The sequence below is a fragment of the Sphingomonas olei genome, assembly GCF_045369765.1.
GTDB lineage: Bacteria > Pseudomonadota > Alphaproteobacteria > Sphingomonadales > Sphingomonadaceae > Sphingomonas > Sphingomonas panaciterrae.
Genome location: NZ_JBIQEU010000001.1, coordinates 424,886 through 439,845 on the forward strand (window position 1 = coordinate 424,886; position 14,960 = coordinate 439,845).

General features: G+C 66.1%; 13 protein-coding genes. 8 read left to right on the forward strand and 5 right to left on the reverse strand.

Annotated elements, in window-relative coordinates; genetic code table 11:
* Positions 1-34: 34 nt before the first annotated feature.
* Complete coding sequence (locus tag ACH0BU_RS02185; protein WP_145120091.1) at positions 35-1,282, forward strand: putative DNA modification/repair radical SAM protein; 1,248 nt, start codon at positions 35-37, stop codon at positions 1,280-1,282.
* 39 nt (positions 1,283-1,321) lie between these two features.
* Here ACH0BU_RS02185 and ACH0BU_RS02190 read toward each other — a convergent pair whose 3' ends face one another.
* The 3 genes from ACH0BU_RS02190 to gpmA form a co-directional block, all read right to left on the reverse strand.
* Positions 1,322-1,996 carry an NAD(P)H-dependent oxidoreductase gene (locus tag ACH0BU_RS02190; protein WP_296220203.1) on the reverse strand — a complete coding sequence of 225 codons (675 nt, stop codon included), beginning with the start codon at positions 1,994-1,996 and terminating at the stop codon, positions 1,322-1,324.
* A 155-nt stretch (positions 1,997-2,151) separates the two neighbouring features.
* Positions 2,152-3,000: an EamA family transporter RarD gene (gene rarD, locus ACH0BU_RS02195; RefSeq protein ID WP_500263661.1), complete on the reverse strand. Its 849-nt coding sequence runs from the start codon at positions 2,998-3,000 to the stop codon at positions 2,152-2,154.
* A 24-nt stretch (positions 3,001-3,024) separates the two neighbouring features.
* Positions 3,025-3,711: a 2,3-diphosphoglycerate-dependent phosphoglycerate mutase gene (gene gpmA, locus ACH0BU_RS02200; RefSeq protein ID WP_125944140.1), complete on the reverse strand. Its 687-nt coding sequence runs from the start codon at positions 3,709-3,711 to the stop codon at positions 3,025-3,027.
* A gap of 113 nt (positions 3,712-3,824) precedes the next feature.
* On the opposite strand from gpmA, the gene ACH0BU_RS02205 reads away from it, so the two are divergent.
* Positions 3,825-4,550 (forward strand): dienelactone hydrolase family protein, encoded by a 726-nt coding sequence (locus ACH0BU_RS02205; protein ID WP_296220207.1) that lies wholly within the window; start codon positions 3,825-3,827, stop codon positions 4,548-4,550.
* A 45-nt stretch (positions 4,551-4,595) separates the two neighbouring features.
* Here the strand turns inward: ACH0BU_RS02205 and ACH0BU_RS02210 are convergent, their stop codons facing one another.
* Positions 4,596-5,069: a winged helix-turn-helix transcriptional regulator gene (locus tag ACH0BU_RS02210; protein ID WP_046409968.1), complete on the reverse strand. Its 474-nt coding sequence runs from the start codon at positions 5,067-5,069 to the stop codon at positions 4,596-4,598.
* 155 nt (positions 5,070-5,224) lie between these two features.
* Between ACH0BU_RS02210 and ACH0BU_RS02215 the strand changes: the two genes are divergently transcribed.
* The 6 genes from ACH0BU_RS02215 to ACH0BU_RS02240 all read left to right on the forward strand — a co-directional run bounded on the left by ACH0BU_RS02215 (position 5,225) and on the right by ACH0BU_RS02240 (position 13,667).
* On the forward strand, positions 5,225-5,584 hold the full coding sequence (locus ACH0BU_RS02215) for a CC_3452 family protein (protein WP_046409966.1): 360 nt from the start codon (positions 5,225-5,227) through the stop codon (positions 5,582-5,584).
* A gap of 112 nt (positions 5,585-5,696) precedes the next feature.
* Positions 5,697-7,802, forward strand: coding sequence for a RelA/SpoT family protein (locus ACH0BU_RS02220; RefSeq protein ID WP_136450766.1), 2,106 nt, complete (start codon positions 5,697-5,699; stop codon positions 7,800-7,802).
* 105 nt (positions 7,803-7,907) lie between these two features.
* Positions 7,908-9,740, forward strand: a complete 1,833-nt coding sequence (locus tag ACH0BU_RS02225) for a DUF885 domain-containing protein (protein WP_500263662.1) — start codon at positions 7,908-7,910, stop codon at positions 9,738-9,740.
* Positions 9,741-9,826: 86 nt separating this feature from the next.
* Positions 9,827-11,272: a M48 family metalloprotease gene (locus ACH0BU_RS02230; protein WP_314471407.1), complete on the forward strand. Its 1,446-nt coding sequence runs from the start codon at positions 9,827-9,829 to the stop codon at positions 11,270-11,272.
* A gap of 21 nt (positions 11,273-11,293) precedes the next feature.
* On the forward strand, positions 11,294-12,310 hold the full coding sequence (locus tag ACH0BU_RS02235; protein WP_296219677.1) for a glycosyltransferase family 2 protein: 1,017 nt from the start codon (positions 11,294-11,296) through the stop codon (positions 12,308-12,310).
* Between the two features lie 100 nt (positions 12,311-12,410).
* Positions 12,411-13,667, forward strand: coding sequence for an MFS transporter (locus ACH0BU_RS02240; RefSeq protein ID WP_296219679.1), 1,257 nt, complete (start codon positions 12,411-12,413; stop codon positions 13,665-13,667).
* 28 nt (positions 13,668-13,695) lie between these two features.
* Here ACH0BU_RS02240 and ACH0BU_RS02245 read toward each other — a convergent pair whose 3' ends face one another.
* Positions 13,696-14,862 (reverse strand): iron-containing alcohol dehydrogenase, encoded by a 1,167-nt coding sequence (locus tag ACH0BU_RS02245; protein ID WP_500263663.1) that lies wholly within the window; start codon positions 14,860-14,862, stop codon positions 13,696-13,698.
* Positions 14,863-14,960 lie beyond the last annotated feature (98 nt).

The following is a 14,960-nucleotide window of genomic DNA, read 5'->3' on the forward strand; positions in this document are numbered from 1 at the left end:
CGACAAGCGCTCGAGCGGAACTTATATAGAACAAATGGCGCAGCTCGATGTCAGGCAGAAGCTGGAAATCCTTGCGGATGCAGCGAAATACGACGCTTCCTGCGCATCGTCGGGGACGACTAAACGCAACTCGCGCGACGGCAAGGGCATCGGCTCGACCGAGGGCATGGGCATTTGCCACGCTTATGCGCCGGACGGCCGCTGCATCAGCCTGCTGAAGATCCTGCTCACCAACAGCTGCATCTTCGACTGCCATTATTGCATCAACCGCAAGAGTTCGAATGTCCGCCGCGCGCGCTTCACCGCGAAGGAGGTCGTGAACCTCACCCTTTCCTTCTACCGGCGCAATTATATCGAGGGGCTGTTCCTCTCCTCCGGCATCATCGGTTCGTCCAACTACACGATGGAGCAACTGGTCGAGGTCGCCCGCTCGCTGCGCGAGGATCACCATTTCCGCGGCTATATCCACCTCAAGACGATCCCCGACGCCGATCCGGAATTGATCCACCTGGCCGGGCTCTACGCCGATCGCATGTCGATCAACGTCGAACTTCCCACCGTCAGCGGCTTGAAGCGACTGGCGCCAGAAAAGGACAATGGCCGGATCGAGGGCGCGATGAAGGGCCTGAAATCCTCGATCCTCGACACGCGCGACGCGAAGAAGCGCTACAAGTCAGCCCCCACCTTCGCACCGGCCGGGCAATCGACGCAGATGATCGTCGGCGCCGATGCGGCGACCGACGGGGACATCGTTACCAAGGCCGCGACGCTCTACGACCGCTACGATCTGCGCCGCGTCTATTATTCCGCGTTCAGCCCGATTCCGGACGCCTCCGCCGTCCTCCCACTGCAGCGCCCGCCGCTGATGCGTGAGCATCGCCTCTACCAGTCGGACTGGCTGATGCGCTTCTATGGCTTTCAACCGAAGGAAGTCGTCGCCGCGGCGGATGATGCCACCGGCATGCTCCCGCTCGATATCGATCCCAAGCTCGCCTGGGCATTGAAGTTCCGCGACAGCTTCCCGGTCGACGTGAACCGCGCGCCGCGCGAACTGCTGCTGCGCGTGCCGGGGCTCGGCACCAAGGCAGTAGCGAACATCCTCACCAGCCGCCGCTGGCGCCGCCTTCGGCTCGCCGACGTGGCACGACTGACCGTGTCGATCGCAAAGATCCGCCCCTTCATCGTCGCCGATGATTGGCGGCCCATTGCGCTCACGGACAAGGCCGAACTGAAGCCGATCGTCGCCCCCAGGAAGCAACAGCTGGAACTGTTCGCCGCCTGAGGGCGCGCGCGGCTGACGCGCTGGCGTTCAGTCGCCGGATCAGTCGTTCGTGCGTGACATCACCCCCGCGGTTCGTGCCGAATGGCGATCGCTCAACAGCATGGCGCAGGTGCGCTCGGCAGTGGAACGGACCCGCTCGAGCTGCTCGGCGGCGTAATCGGCATCCATATCCGGCACGACCGAATCGATCCGGATATGCTCCGCCCGGGTCATCCCCAGCCCCTGCCATAGATAAGCGTCGAAGATCTCGCGCAGCGACCCGACCTGCCCCTTTTCGTGCAGCCAGGCCAGCGACGTGCCCGACGTGCTGAACGACAGCAGCGGCTTGCCCTTCACCGCCGGATGCCCGGCCTGCGCCTGCACGTCGCGGAAGCTGTAGTTGGAGCCCAGCACGCGATCGACATAACCCTTCAGGATCGCGGGCGGCAACGCGAACCAGATCGGATAGACCAGCACCAGGATGTCGGACGCGCCGAGCAGCTCCAGCTCGGCCGCGACATCGTCGGAAAGCTGCCCGTCGCCTTCGATCGGACGCTCCTCGTTGCGCAGCACCGGGTCAAAGCCCATCGCATAAAGATCGCGCACCACGACCTGCTGCCCCAGCCGCTCCACCGTCTCGACATAGGTGTCGACGATCTGGCCATCGAAGCTGGTGCGGCTGGGGTTGGCGAGCACCAGATGGTGGCGGATCACCGTCGAATCCGGGCTGTTCATGTCCTTCCCTCCATTATGCGTGCTGGAGGCCTGTCGTTAGCACGGGTGCCGCCGGGCGCGAACCTGTGCGTGGCGCGCATTGATCAGGGTGCGGCGGTCGCCCCCAATGCCTCACGCGCCGCCCGCCGCGCCGTGCGGCTGGCGCGAACGCTGTCTCACGCAAAGATCGCGCAGCCGATCCAGATCAGCCCGAACACGACCAGGTGCAGCGGCCGCAGCGGCTCGCCGAAAATCGCCACGGCGACGAAAAACTGGAGCGTCGGCGCGACATATTGCAGCAGCGCCAGCACTGAATAGGGCAACCGGCGCGCGGCGGCCGCGAACATCAGCAGCGGCAGCGCCGTGACCACGCCGAGCACCACCAGCAGCACGTCGATCGACAGGTCACGCCCCATCGCGCCCGTTCCATCGCTCGCGGCAACCAGCAGGAAGATAAGCGACGGCGGCGCCAGCAGCAGCGTCTCGATCAGCAACCCGCCAAGGGAGTCGATCGCCACCACCTTGCGCACCAGGCCATAGATGCCGAACGAGGCGGCAAGCGTCAGCGAGATCCACAGCGTATCAATCGCAAACAGCGCCATGATGATGACGCCCACCGCCGCGATCGCGATCGCGACACCCTGCCACTTGCGCAGCCGCTCCCCGAGGATGGCGACACCCAGCGCGACGTTGACCAGCGGGTTGATGAAATAGCCAAGGCTGCCAGCCAGCGTCTGGCCGTTGTTCACCGCCCAGATGTAGATCAACCAGTTGATCGCGATCAGCACCGCGCTCGCCACCAGCATCGCGATCGTGCGCGCGTTCACCGCCGCCCGGATGGCGCTCCAGCGCCGCATTACGCTGACCACCAGGATCAGCAGGACCGCCGACCAGACCACCCGATGCGCCAGCACCTCCAGCGCGGGCACCGACGCGAGCAGGCGAAAGTAGAGCGGCAGCACGCCCCACATCGTGTACGCGCCCAGCCCCAGCAGCAGGCCGCCGCGCGTACCATTGTCAGTCATGCTAATTGGCCTTTGCGTCGGGCCTCAGCGTTCGCTGAGGTAATAGCGGTCAAGCGCGCGCAGATCGTCGTCCAGGTCATAGACGATCGGCTGGCCGGTCGGGATCTCCAGGCTGGTGATCTCGTCGTCCGGGATGTTCGACAGATGCTTCACCAGCGCGCGCAGCGAATTGCCGTGCGCGGAGATCAGCACACGCTGTCCATCCTTCAGCGCCGGCGCGATCCGCTCCTCCCAATACGGCAGGACGCGGGCGATCGTGTCCTTCAGGCTCTCCGTCGCGGGAATGTCGATCCCGGCATAGCGGCGATCCTTGCTGAGGTCGTACCGCCCGCCGGCGTCGGCCACGGGCGGCGGAATGTCGAAGCTGCGGCGCCAGATATGCACCTGCTCCTCGCCATGCTTTGCCGCAGTCTCCGCCTTGTTGAGGCCGGTCAAGCCGCCATAATGGCGCTCGTTCAGGCGCCAATGCTTCTCGGTCGGCAGCCACAGCCGACCCATCGCCTCCAGCGCCAGGTTCAGCGTTTTGATCGCGCGGGTCTGCAGCGAGGTGAAGGTCAGGTCGAAATCGAGGCCCTTCGCCGCCATCAGCTCGCCCGCCGCCTTGGCTTCGGCCGCGCCCTTTTCCGTCACGTCGACGTCCCACCAGCCGGTGAAGCGGTTCTCGAGGTTCCACGCCGACTGGCCGTGGCGGATCAGGACGAGCTTGGGCATCGATATCTCCCGTTGGCAATGACGCCTGTGATTGGCCGCGCTGTTAGAGAGTGGAGGCGCCCTTCGACAAGCGCGCAGGGAAAGGTTTAAGTTCGCGCCAAAGGAGAATTGCGATGGCGATCGTGCGGCAGACCCTGGTGTATGATGGCCCCGGCGGCCCGTTCGAGGGCGTGATCACCTGGGAGGATGAGGTCGAGACGCAGCGCCCGGGCGTGCTCGTCTGCCCCAACATCCTGGGGCAAAAGGAAGCTGACAACCAGAAGGCGGAGGATCTCGCCAAACTCGGCTATGTCGCGCTGGCCTGCGACGTGTTCGGCCAGGGCCGGCGCAAGACGCGCGAAAGCAGCAACGTGTCCGAATATATGGACGAACTCGATGCCGACCGAGGCCTGCTGCGCGATCGGCTTGCCGCCTCGCTCGCAGCGTTGCGCGGCTTCGCCTCGGTCGATCCCCCCCGCGTGGCGGCGATCGGCTTCTGCTTTGGTGGCAAATGCGTGCTCGACATGGCGCGCGCCGGGCTGCCGATCCTGGGCGGAGTCAGCTTCCATGGCGTCTACGATCGGCCGGATTACGCCAATGTCGATCCGATTACGGCGAAGCTGCTGATCTGCCACGGCTGGGAAGATCCGCTCTGCCCGCCGGACACGATGGTGGCGCTAGGTCAGGAGCTAACCGCGGGCAAGGCCGATTGGCAGATCCACGCTTATGGCCATGCAGGCCACGCCTTCACCGACACCTCAGTCCCGGCCGGCCGCACCCCCGGCTTCGGCTATGACGAGAATGCCGACCGTCGCAGCTGGAAGGCGATGAGCGACTTTCTGGCCGAACTGTTTCTCTAGGGACGCGGCACCGGGCACCGGGCACGACGCCCCCGCCCGGCCCGCTTACTCAGCGGCGTTGCGCTCCGGCGCGTCGAGGTCGCCGGGCAGCGCCCAGTGCATGTCACCCTTCCCCAGCGGACGGCCGTCGTGGCTCAGCACCGCCACCTGCTGGATCGGCCGGTTGTCGCGCGCATCGACCAGGATCGGGAAGGCCGGGCAACCGGTCTCCCACTTCTCCCCCCATTGCCGAAGCGCGACCATCGTCGGCAGCAGCGCATAACCCTTGTCGGTGAGGTGATAGGCGATCTTGCGCCGGTCCTCGACCAGTGACCGGCGCTCCATGATACCGTGATCGACGAAGCGGGACAGGCGGTTGGCCAGGATGTTGCGCGCGATGCCGAGCTCGGACTGGAATTCCTCGAAATGCTTCAGCCCGTTGAAGGCCGCGCGCAGGATCAGGAACGCCCAGCGCTCGCCCATCGATTCCAGCGCGGCGGGAAGACTGCATTCCCCTAGCGGCTCGCGCAACTCACCCATCGATACTCCTTCTCACGCAACAAGGTAGCGCATCCCGCTCCATGCGCCGAGTACCAAATAAAAGTTGCCGATTGCAACTCGCACATGCGAGTTGCCTATTGAAACTCGCATGTGCGGCATCTACGTCGCGCTTATTAGGTTTTGGGAGAGCCCACATGATTCGCATGCTTGCCAAGTCGGTACTCGCTTCCGCCGCGCTGCTGGCGTCCTTCGGAGCCCATGCGCAGACCAATGGCGCCTATGTCGCCACGCCGGCCGAAACGCCCACCAAGACCGTTCTGATGACCCGTGACACGCCGTGGATGCTGCGCAACGGTGCCTATGTCGCCACCAATGCGCCGATGCGTGACATGGCCGCCTGCCAGCTGGTCGCGCGCAGCACTGGCGCGCTCACCGCTTTCACTGCCAATGGCCAGGCGTTCGACGCCGTCGCACTCGATACCTGCAATGCCAAGGCGAAGGGCGGCAAGGCCGTCGCTGCCAAGGCGAGCGCGAACGCTGCGCCCGCCAACTGATCGGCGCTCCCGCCGATAAACGGAGAAGGGCCTGCCCCCGACGGGGCGGGCCCTTTTCGTTTATCCTGTGTTTTCTGTTGCAAAGCGCGGGGCGGCTGCTCAAGTCGATGCCGTGTTGCGGCAATATGAACTTGTGGATCGGGTCCTTGAGTATGACCCGGAGGCGGACGAGGCGCTGCTCAATCGCGCCTATGTGTTTTCGGTCAACGCGCATGGCACGCAAAAAAGGGCCAGCGGCGATCCCTATTTCAGCCACCCGATCGAAGTCGCCGGCATCCTGACCGAGCTTCACCTCGACGATGAGACGATCGCCACCGCGATCCTTCACGATACCGTCGAGGACACGGTCGCCACCAGCGACCAGATCCGCCAGATCTTCGGCGACAATGTCGCGCGGCTGGTCGACGGCGTGACCAAGCTGTCCAAGATCGAGGCGCAGACCGAAAGCGAGCGCGCGGCGGAAAACCTGCGCAAGTTCCTGCTCGCCATGTCGGGCGACATCCGCGTGCTGCTGGTGAAGCTGGCCGACCGGCTGCACAACATGCGCACGCTCCACCACATCAAGAATCCGGACAAGCGCAAGCGCATCGCGCGCGAAACGATGGATATCTACGCCCCGCTCGCCGAGCGGATCGGCATGTACGAGTTCATGAAGGAGATGCAGACGCTCGCCTTCCAGCAGCTCGAGCCGGAAGCGTATGAGTCGATCACCCGGCGACTGCAGCAACTTCAGGCCGGCGGCGGCGACCGGATCGAGAAGATCAAGCAGGGCCTGAAGGACCTGCTCGCCCGCCACGGGATCGAGGCGGAGGTCTCCGGTCGTGAGAAGCACCCGTACAGCATCTGGCGCAAGATGCAGGAACGGCACATCAACTTCGAGCAATTGTCCGACATCATGGCCTTTCGCGCCATCGTGAAGGATGAGGACCAATGTTACGCCGCGCTCGGGCATATCCACCGCCGCTGGCCGATGGTGCCGGGCCGGTTCAAGGACTATATTTCGACGCCAAAGCGCAACGGTTACCGTTCGCTGCACACCACCGTCATCCATGACGAAAATCAGCGCGTCGAAATCCAGATCCGCAGCGAGGAAATGCACGCGGAGGCGGAATTCGGCCTCGCCGCCCACTGGGCCTACAAGCAGGGCGAGAAGATCAGCCCGCAGACGCAGCAGGGCTGGATCGCCGACCTGGTGGAGATCCTCGACACCGCGGGCAGCCCCGAGGAGCTGCTCGAACATACCCGAATGGCGATGTATCAGGATCGCATCTTCGCCTTCACGCCGAAGGGCGAGTTGATCCAGCTGCCCAAGGGCGCGACGCCGATCGACTTCGCGTACGCGGTCCACACCGACCTTGGCGATCAGGCGGTCGGCGCGAAGATCAATGGTCGCGTGGTGCCGCTGCGCACCGCGATCGAAAACGGCGACCAGGTCCAGGTATTGCGGTCGAAGGCGCAGACGCCCCAGCCCAACTGGCTGAACTTCGCGATCACCGGCAAGGCGTTGGCCGCGATCCGACGGCATCTGCGGCAGGTGGAGCGCGAACAGACGATCGCGCTCGGCCGCAAGCTCTACGAGGATATCGTCACTCGCCTGCCCGCCCCGCTCGGCGCCGACGCCATGGCCCATGCGCTGACCCGGCTGAAGCTGCCCGACGAGGCAGCGCTGATGCAGGCGATCGCCCGCCGCACGCTGACCGATGCGCAGGTGATGGAAGCACTGATGCCCGGCTCGGCCGGGGCGGATGTCGCTCATTCGCCACCGCAATCCTCCGCGATCTCGATCGAGGGGCTCGCGCCCGGCGTCGCCTATGAGCTGGGCGAATGCTGCCACCCCGTCCCCGGCGACCGGATCGTCGGCCTGCGCCGCCCCGACGCCTCGATCGAGGTACATCGGATAGACTGCCCGACGCTGGCCGAACTCGCCGAACGATCGGACGAGGAAACCGACTGGATCGACGTCAAATGGGGCAACAAGACCGAGGGCGCCACGGCGCGCGTGTCGGTCGAGGTGAAGAACGAGCCCGGCGCCCTGGGCGTGCTCGCCACGATCATCGGCCAGCACAAGGCGAACATCATCAACCTGCGCCTCGACACCCGCGACACGCAATTCCACACCAATGTCATCGACGTGGAAGTGCATGATGCGCACCAATTGATGCGGCTGATCGCGGCGCTGCGCGCGGCGGACGCGGTGAACGCGGCCGAGCGCGTCTGATCCTGTCTGCGGTGGCCCGGCGCCTGACGGTGCGCGTGGCCGCTTGCGGCAACATCACTGCCTTGCCTAGGATCGGTCAGCCCTCCTACCGAAAGGCCTAAGCACTTGGATCGTCGTTCCTTCCTTGCCTCGGCAAGCGCTGCCTCCGTCTTTGCCCTGATCCCCGACGCGCTCCGCGCGCAGACCGGCGGGGCCGGCGCTGGCGCGAACACCGCCACCAACCCGGCTGACGCCCAGCTCAACAGCCTGTTCGACAAGGTTTTCGCGCAGACGCTGCAGCGGTCGCCCGAACTGGCGACCTCGCTCGGCATGGACAAGGGCGCCAACGCCGCGCTCAAGCATCGCCTGACCGACCAGTCGGCCGCCGGCAAGGCCAGCGCCCGCGCCGAGCTGAAGCAGGCAATCGCCGCGATCCGCGCCGTCGATCCCGCGCCTCTCTCGACCCGCTCGAAGCTCGATCGCGAAGTGATCCTCTATTCGCTGGAAAGCCGCGCGATCCCCTATGATCGCTTCAAGCTGGACGGCGTGCAGCGCCCCTTCACCATCTTCCAGCAGGGCGGCAGCTATTTCTCGACGCCCGACTTCCTGAATTCCTCGCACACGATCAACAATGCGGCCGATTGCGAGGCCTATCTCGATCGCCTCGGCGCCTTCGCCAAGCGGCTCGACCAGGATACCGCGAACCAGAAGGAAGAGGCCTCGCGCGGCTATCTCGCGCCCGACTTCTCGCTTGACCTGACGCTTGGCCAGATGGCGAAGCTTCGCGGTCAACCCGCGGCCGACAGCGGCCTTGCGCAATCGGTGGCGAAGCGCGCCGCGGCGAAGAACATCGGCGGCGACTGGCAGGCTCGCGCGGCAAAGATCGTGGAGGGTGAGATCTACCCCGCACTCGATCGTCAGATCGCACTGATCAAGGCGCTGCGTCCGAAGGCGCGTAGCTCCGCCGGCATCTGGGACGTGCCGCAGGGCGACGCCATCTATGCCGCCGCGCTGGAGCAGGCGACCACTACCAAATACTCGCCGGCGGAGGTCCATCAGATGGGCCTCGACCAGGTGGCGGAAATCACCGCGCAGCTCGACACCATCCTGCGCAAGCAGGGCCTGACGCGCGGCAATGTCGGCGCGCGGCTGAACGAGCTCAATGTGCGGCCGGAACAAGTCTATCCCGACACCGCAGAAGGCCGCGCGGCGCTGATCAAGGGCCTGAACGAGGGCAATGCGGCCATGACCGCGAAGCTGGGTCAGGCGATCCTCAACCCGCCCAGCGAGCCGCTCGACATTCGCGCGGTGCCGGTGGACATTCAGGACGGCGCCTCCAACGGCTATTACAGCCGCGCCGCGCTCGATGGCTCGGGCCCGGCGATCTACTGGATCAACCTGAAGAACGTCGGCGACTGGCCGAAATATTCGCTGCCCAGCCTCACCTATCACGAAGGCGTGCCGGGCCACCACCTGCAGATCTCGATCGCGCAAAAGGCGCCGCAGCCGCTGTTGCGCAACCTCAGCTTCTTCAGCGGCTATAGCGAGGGCTGGGCGCTCTACGCCGAAAGCCTGGCCGACGAACTGGGCGGCTATGCCGACGATCTGGAGCGGGCGGGCTTCCTGCAGAGCTATCTCTTCCGCGCCGCGCGCCTCGTCATCGACACCGGCATCCATACCAAGCGTTGGACTCGCGATCAGGCGACCGATTACATGGTCGAAACGGTCGGCTTCGCCCGCCCGCGCTCGCAGCGCGAGATCGAGCGTTACTGCACCCAGCCGGGTCAGGCGTGCAGCTACAAGGTGGGTCACGCCGCCTGGGTCCGCGCGCGCGAGACGGCGCAAAAGCTGCGCGGTGACAAGTTCGACCTGCGCCAGTTCCACGAGGTGCTGCAATATGGCGCGGTGCCGCTGACGATCCTGCAGCGGCTCGTCGAGGAGCAGGCGCGCGCCGCCTGAGCCAAGGCCGCTCTCGGCGGGGCGGGGTGCGATGGAACCGTTCAGGGATCATGGCGTAGGACAGGACCGAAAGGATCCTGCCCCGCATGACTCGCCTGCTTTCCGTCGCCCTCGCCCTCCCCGCCGCCACCATGGCGGTCACCATCCCCGCCACCGTCAGCGCACAGGCGCGGTCGATCTCCGCCAGTGAGAAGGCGCAGGGCGCGGAAGCCAACCCGCAATTGCTGGCCGAGTTCGGCGGCAAATATGACGGGCCGCAGACGGCCTATGTCGAACAGGTCGGCAAAAGGGTGGCAGTGCAATCGGGCCTGTCCAACGCGCAGGGCGATTTCACCGTCGTCCTGCTCAATTCGCCGGTCGAGAACGCCTTCGCCATCCCCGGCGGCTATGTGTACGTCACGCGCCAGCTGCTCGCGCTGATGAACAGCGAGGCTGAGCTCGCCAGCGTGATGGGGCATGAGGTGGGTCACGTCGCCGCGCGTCACTCCGCCGGGCGTCAACGTACCGCCGGCATCGGATCGCTCCTCGCCGGGGTGGTCGGTGCGGTCGCCGGCAACAGCGCGATCGGTCAGCTGGCGGGTGCCGGCGCGCGCAGCGCGGCGCAACTCTACACGCTGAAATATGGCCGCGATCAGGAATATGCCGCCGACGCGCTAGGAGTGCGGTACATCGCCGGCGCCGGCTACAATCCCTATGCCGCCGCCGACATGCTGGAACAGCTTGGCGCGTCGACCAGCCTTAATGCACGGCTGGCGGGCCAACAGACCGGGACACCCACCTGGGCATCGACACACCCCAACAGCCGCGAGCGTGTGCAGCGCGCACGGCAATTGGCGCAGCAGACCGGTCGCGCCGCGGCACCGGTTGGGCAGCAGGACGTCGCGTTCCTCCGCCGGCTCGACGGCATGGTCTATGACGATGATCCCCGGCAGGGCGTGGTCAACGGCCAGACCTTCGTCCATCCCGTGATGCGCCTGCGCTTTACCGCGCCGACCGGCTATCGCATCGCCAACGGCAGCGATGCGGTGACGGTCGCCGGCAGCGGTGGCCAGGCCCAGTTCAAGGCCGCGGCGGCGACCAGCGACCTTCCCACCTTCGTCGCACAGCAGTTCCGCGCGCTGGGTGCCAGTGCCGCGCCGGCGGCGCAGGCCGGCCGCGCCAACGACCTGGACTACGCCTATTCCACCGTGCGCGCGAACGCGAACGGCCAGTCGGTCGACGCCACGGTCCTTGCCTATCGCTTCCCCGCGGCCACCTATTATTGGACCATCGTGACGCCGGCCGGCCGCGGTATCGGGCCGTTCACCTCCCTTGTCGACAGCGTCGCGCCGATCACGGCGCAGGATGCCGCCAAGGTGCGCGGCAAGAAGCTGCGCATCGTCACGGTCAAGGCGGGAGACACGATCGACAGCCTGTCGCGCCAGATGGCCTATACCGATGCGCAGCGCGACCGGTTCATGACGCTGAACGGCCTGTCTGATCGCGACACGCTTCGTCCCGGTATGCTCGTCAAGGTCGTGACGGAGGCCTGAGCATCCTGTAACGCCGCGCGGATGCACCGCCCTGCCCTTTCGATCGTCATTCCTTGCTATAACGAAGCCGACACGCTGCCGCTGTTGCACCAACGCGTGTCGGCGGCGGCGCGCGCCGCCGTGGGCGACGATCACGAGATCGTGCTGATCAACGATGGTTCGCGCGACGACAGCTGGGCGATCATGCAATATCTCGCCACCACCGATCCCCGGCTGGTGGCGATCAACCTGTCGCGCAATCACGGCCACCAGCTGGCGCTGACCGCCGGCCTTGACCTGTGCTCGGGCGAACAGATCCTGATCATCGACGCCGATCTTCAGGATCCGCCCGAATTGCTCGGCGAATTGCGCGCGACGATGGCACGCGAGAATGCCGATGTCGTCTACGCCGTCCGTCGCAAGCGCGCCGGCGAAACCTTGTTCAAGAAGGCGACCGCCGCCGCTTTTTACCGCCTGCTCGACCGGCTGACCGACACGCCGATCCCGCTCGACACCGGGGACTTCCGCCTGATGAGCCGCCGCGCGCTCGATGCGCTTTTGTCGCTCCCCGAACAGGCGCGCTTCATCCGCGGCATGGTGGCGTGGATCGGCTTCCGCCAGGTGCCCTTCCCCTATGATCGTGCGGAGCGGCACGCGGGCGAAACCAATTATCCGCTGTCGAAGATGCTTCGGCTCGCCTTTGACGCGGTCACCGGATTCTCCACTGCGCCGCTGCGCTTCGCCAGCCATGCGTCGGTCGCGCTCGCGGGCCTTGCGCTGTTGCTGCTGTTCTACATCGCCTGGGGGTATTTCGAGGGCAATCCGGTCCAGGGCTGGACCTCGACGATGCTGGTGGTGACGGTGCTCAGCGCGGTGCAGATGTTCGTGCTCGGCATGATCGGCGAATATCTCGGCCGGCTGTACATCGAATCGAAACGCCGCCCGCTGTACCTCGTCGCAGATATCGCCGGCACGGTGCATCGCCGCGCCACGCTCGGCTTCCAGGCAGAAGGCACCCGCATTCCCGCGCATGAGATCGCCTGCGAGGAAAGCGCCTGACGGCAAGGCTCGCGGTCGATCATGGCGGATCGACGCTTCCGCGATTGAAGATATGACAACGGTATCCTATCGGTCAGGCTGGTAAGAGGGGAACAGGCCTGTGACGACGACAATCGCCGATCGGCGCCGCTGGATCGTGCTCGGGCTGGTGTTCGTCGCCATCGTGCTCAACTATGTCGATCGCCAGATACTGGCGCTGCTGAAGCCGACGCTGCAGGCGGAATTCGACTGGTCTGATCGCGACTACAGCCACATGGCCTCCGCCTTCCAGTTCGCGGCGGCGGTCGCTTTCCTCGGCACCGGCTGGTTCATCGACAAGATCGGCCTGCGCTGGGGCTTCGCGATCGGTGTCGGCGTGTGGAGCCTCGCCGGCATGGCGCATGCCTTCGCCACCACCGTCTCCGGCTTCGTTGCCTCGCGCGCGGTACTCGGCGCCGCCGAATCGATCGGCACGCCCGCCGCGGTGAAGACCGCCGCGACCTATTTCGGCGGCAAGGATCGCTCGGTGGCGCTCGGGCTGGTCGGGATCGCGCCCAACATCGGCGCGATCCTGACGCCGCTGCTGATCCCGGTGATGGCGCTCATGTTCGGCTGGAAGGCGACCTTCCTCATCGCCGGCGGGCTCGGGCTGGTGTGGGTCGTCGCCTGGCTGATGATGCGCATCCCGCCGCAGCCCAATGCCGCGCGCGATGCCGCCGCGCCCAAGATCGCTTGGAGCAGCCTGCTGAAGGATCGCCGGCAATGGGCAGTGATCCTGGGCAAGGCGCTGACCGATCAGGTCTGGTGGTTCCTGTTGTTCTTCATGCCCGACATGTTCCACCGCACCTTCGGCCTGTCGCAGGGCACGCTGGGGCTGCCGGTCGCCTTCGTCTATTTCATGGCGGCGCTGGGCGGCCTCAGCGGCGGCTTCCTGCCGGCGCGGCTGCTGCGCCGCGGCTGGAGCGTCAATGCCGCGCGCAAGACGTCGATGCTGATCTATGCACTGCTGATCGTCCCTATCCCCGTGCTGGTCGGTGTCGACAGCGCCTGGGTGGCCGCCGCGATCCTCGGGCTCGGCCTGTTCGCTCATCAGGGTTTCTCGACCAACCTGTTCGGCCTGACGACGGATATCTTCCCCGCGCGCATCGTCGGCTCGGCGATCGGTATTGGTGCCTTTGCCGGGAATCTCTCGGGCATGGCGATGATCGAATTTGCCGGTTGGTCACTCGACAACGGTCACGGATATCTGCCGATGTTCCTGATCTGCTCGCTGACCTATCTCGCGGCGCTCGCCGCGATCCAGCTGATCCTGCCGCGCGTGGTGGCGATCGACGAGGACGCGGACGACGGCACGGCGGCACCGGTCGTCGCGCACTAAGGCGCAAACGGCCGGCCGATCCGCCCGATCAGCCGGCCCACACCTCGGCATAAAGCTGCGCCATCTCCTCCGCATCGGGCACGCGCGGGTTGTTGGCCGGCGATCCCGACGCCGCCGCTTGCGCGCACATCACCGGCACCAGCGCATGCCAGCGCGCGGCGTCGATCCCCCATGCCGCCGGCCCGGGAACCGCGAGATCGCGGTTCAGCGCGGCAAGCTCCTCCAGCAGCCGCGCGACCGCCAGCTGATCGCCATCACCATCGTCCGCGACCCCCATCGTGCGGGCGCAGGTGGCGTAGCGCGCGAGCGCGGCGGGCGCTGACCAGCGCGTCACGGCCGGCAGCAGCATCGCGTTGGACAGGCCGTGCGGCACATGAAAATGCGCGCCGATCGGCCGGCTCATGCCATGCACCAGCGCAACCGAGCTGTTGGAAAAGGCGATACCCGCCTGCGTCGCGCCCAACATCATCGCCTCGCGCGCGGCGGCATCGTCGGGATCGGCATAAACCCGCCGCAGGTTGGGCGCGATCGCGCGCATTGCCAGCAACGCCATGCCGTCGCTGAACGGATTGGCGCGGCGCGAGACATAGGCCTCGATCGCATGGGTCAGCGAATCGATTCCCGTGTCGGCAGTCAGCCGCGCCGGCATGCTGAACGTCAGTTCGTAATCGACCAGCGCCGCGACCGGCAGATAGGCGAGGCCGGCGCACAGGATCTTCTCGTCGGTGGTCTCGTCGGTGATGATGGTGAAGCGGGTCGCTTCCGACCCCGTCCCCGCCGTCGTCGGAATGGCAATGATCGGCAGCCCCGCCGCATCCTGCACGTGCGGCGCCTTATAGTCGGCCATCGTGCCGCCATGTGCGACGAGCAGCGCGATCGCCTTTGCCGTGTCGATCGGACTGCCACCGCCAAACCCGACGACGCAATCATGATCGCCCGCACTGAGGCAGGCGAGCCCCGCCTTGACTGATGCGACCGTGGGATCGGGCACAGTGTCGGCAAACAGGCGATAATTGATCCCGGCCGCGTCCAGCCCCGCACACAGGCCCGCGACCTGCCCCGCTTCCAGCAGCCATGGGTCAGTGACGATCAATGGCCGGGCAAGGCCCAGCGTCGCCAGCACCTCCGCCAGTCGGCGCGACGCGCCGCCGCCGATGTGCAGCAGGCGGGGCAAAGCAATGGCCGCGATTGTCACGCTATGTCTCTCCTGTCCCGCCCCGGTGATCGCACAAGGGATCACATCATCTCGCCGCCCTGGTGACCGTCGTTCGCGGCCTTGGTGCCATGATCCAA

Coding starts and splice junctions, on each gene's coding strand:
- ACH0BU_RS02205 (WP_296220207.1), top strand. CDS start 3,825: ATGGCGATCGTGCGGCAGACCCTGGTGTATGATGGCCCCGGCGGCCCG.
- ACH0BU_RS02230 (WP_314471407.1), top strand. CDS start 9,827: ATGACTCGCCTGCTTTCCGTCGCCCTCGCCCTCCCCGCCGCCACCATG.
- ACH0BU_RS02190 (WP_296220203.1), bottom strand. CDS start 1,996: ATGAACAGCCCGGATTCGACGGTGATCCGCCACCATCTGGTGCTCGCC.
- ACH0BU_RS02210 (WP_046409968.1), bottom strand. CDS start 5,069: ATGGGTGAGTTGCGCGAGCCGCTAGGGGAATGCAGTCTTCCCGCCGCG.
- ACH0BU_RS02185 (WP_145120091.1), top strand. CDS start 35: ATGGCGCAGCTCGATGTCAGGCAGAAGCTGGAAATCCTTGCGGATGCA.
- gpmA (WP_125944140.1), bottom strand. CDS start 3,711: ATGCCCAAGCTCGTCCTGATCCGCCACGGCCAGTCGGCGTGGAACCTC.
- ACH0BU_RS02215 (WP_046409966.1), top strand. CDS start 5,225: ATGATTCGCATGCTTGCCAAGTCGGTACTCGCTTCCGCCGCGCTGCTG.
- rarD (WP_500263661.1), bottom strand. CDS start 3,000: ATGACTGACAATGGTACGCGCGGCGGCCTGCTGCTGGGGCTGGGCGCG.
- ACH0BU_RS02235 (WP_296219677.1), top strand. CDS start 11,294: ATGCACCGCCCTGCCCTTTCGATCGTCATTCCTTGCTATAACGAAGCC.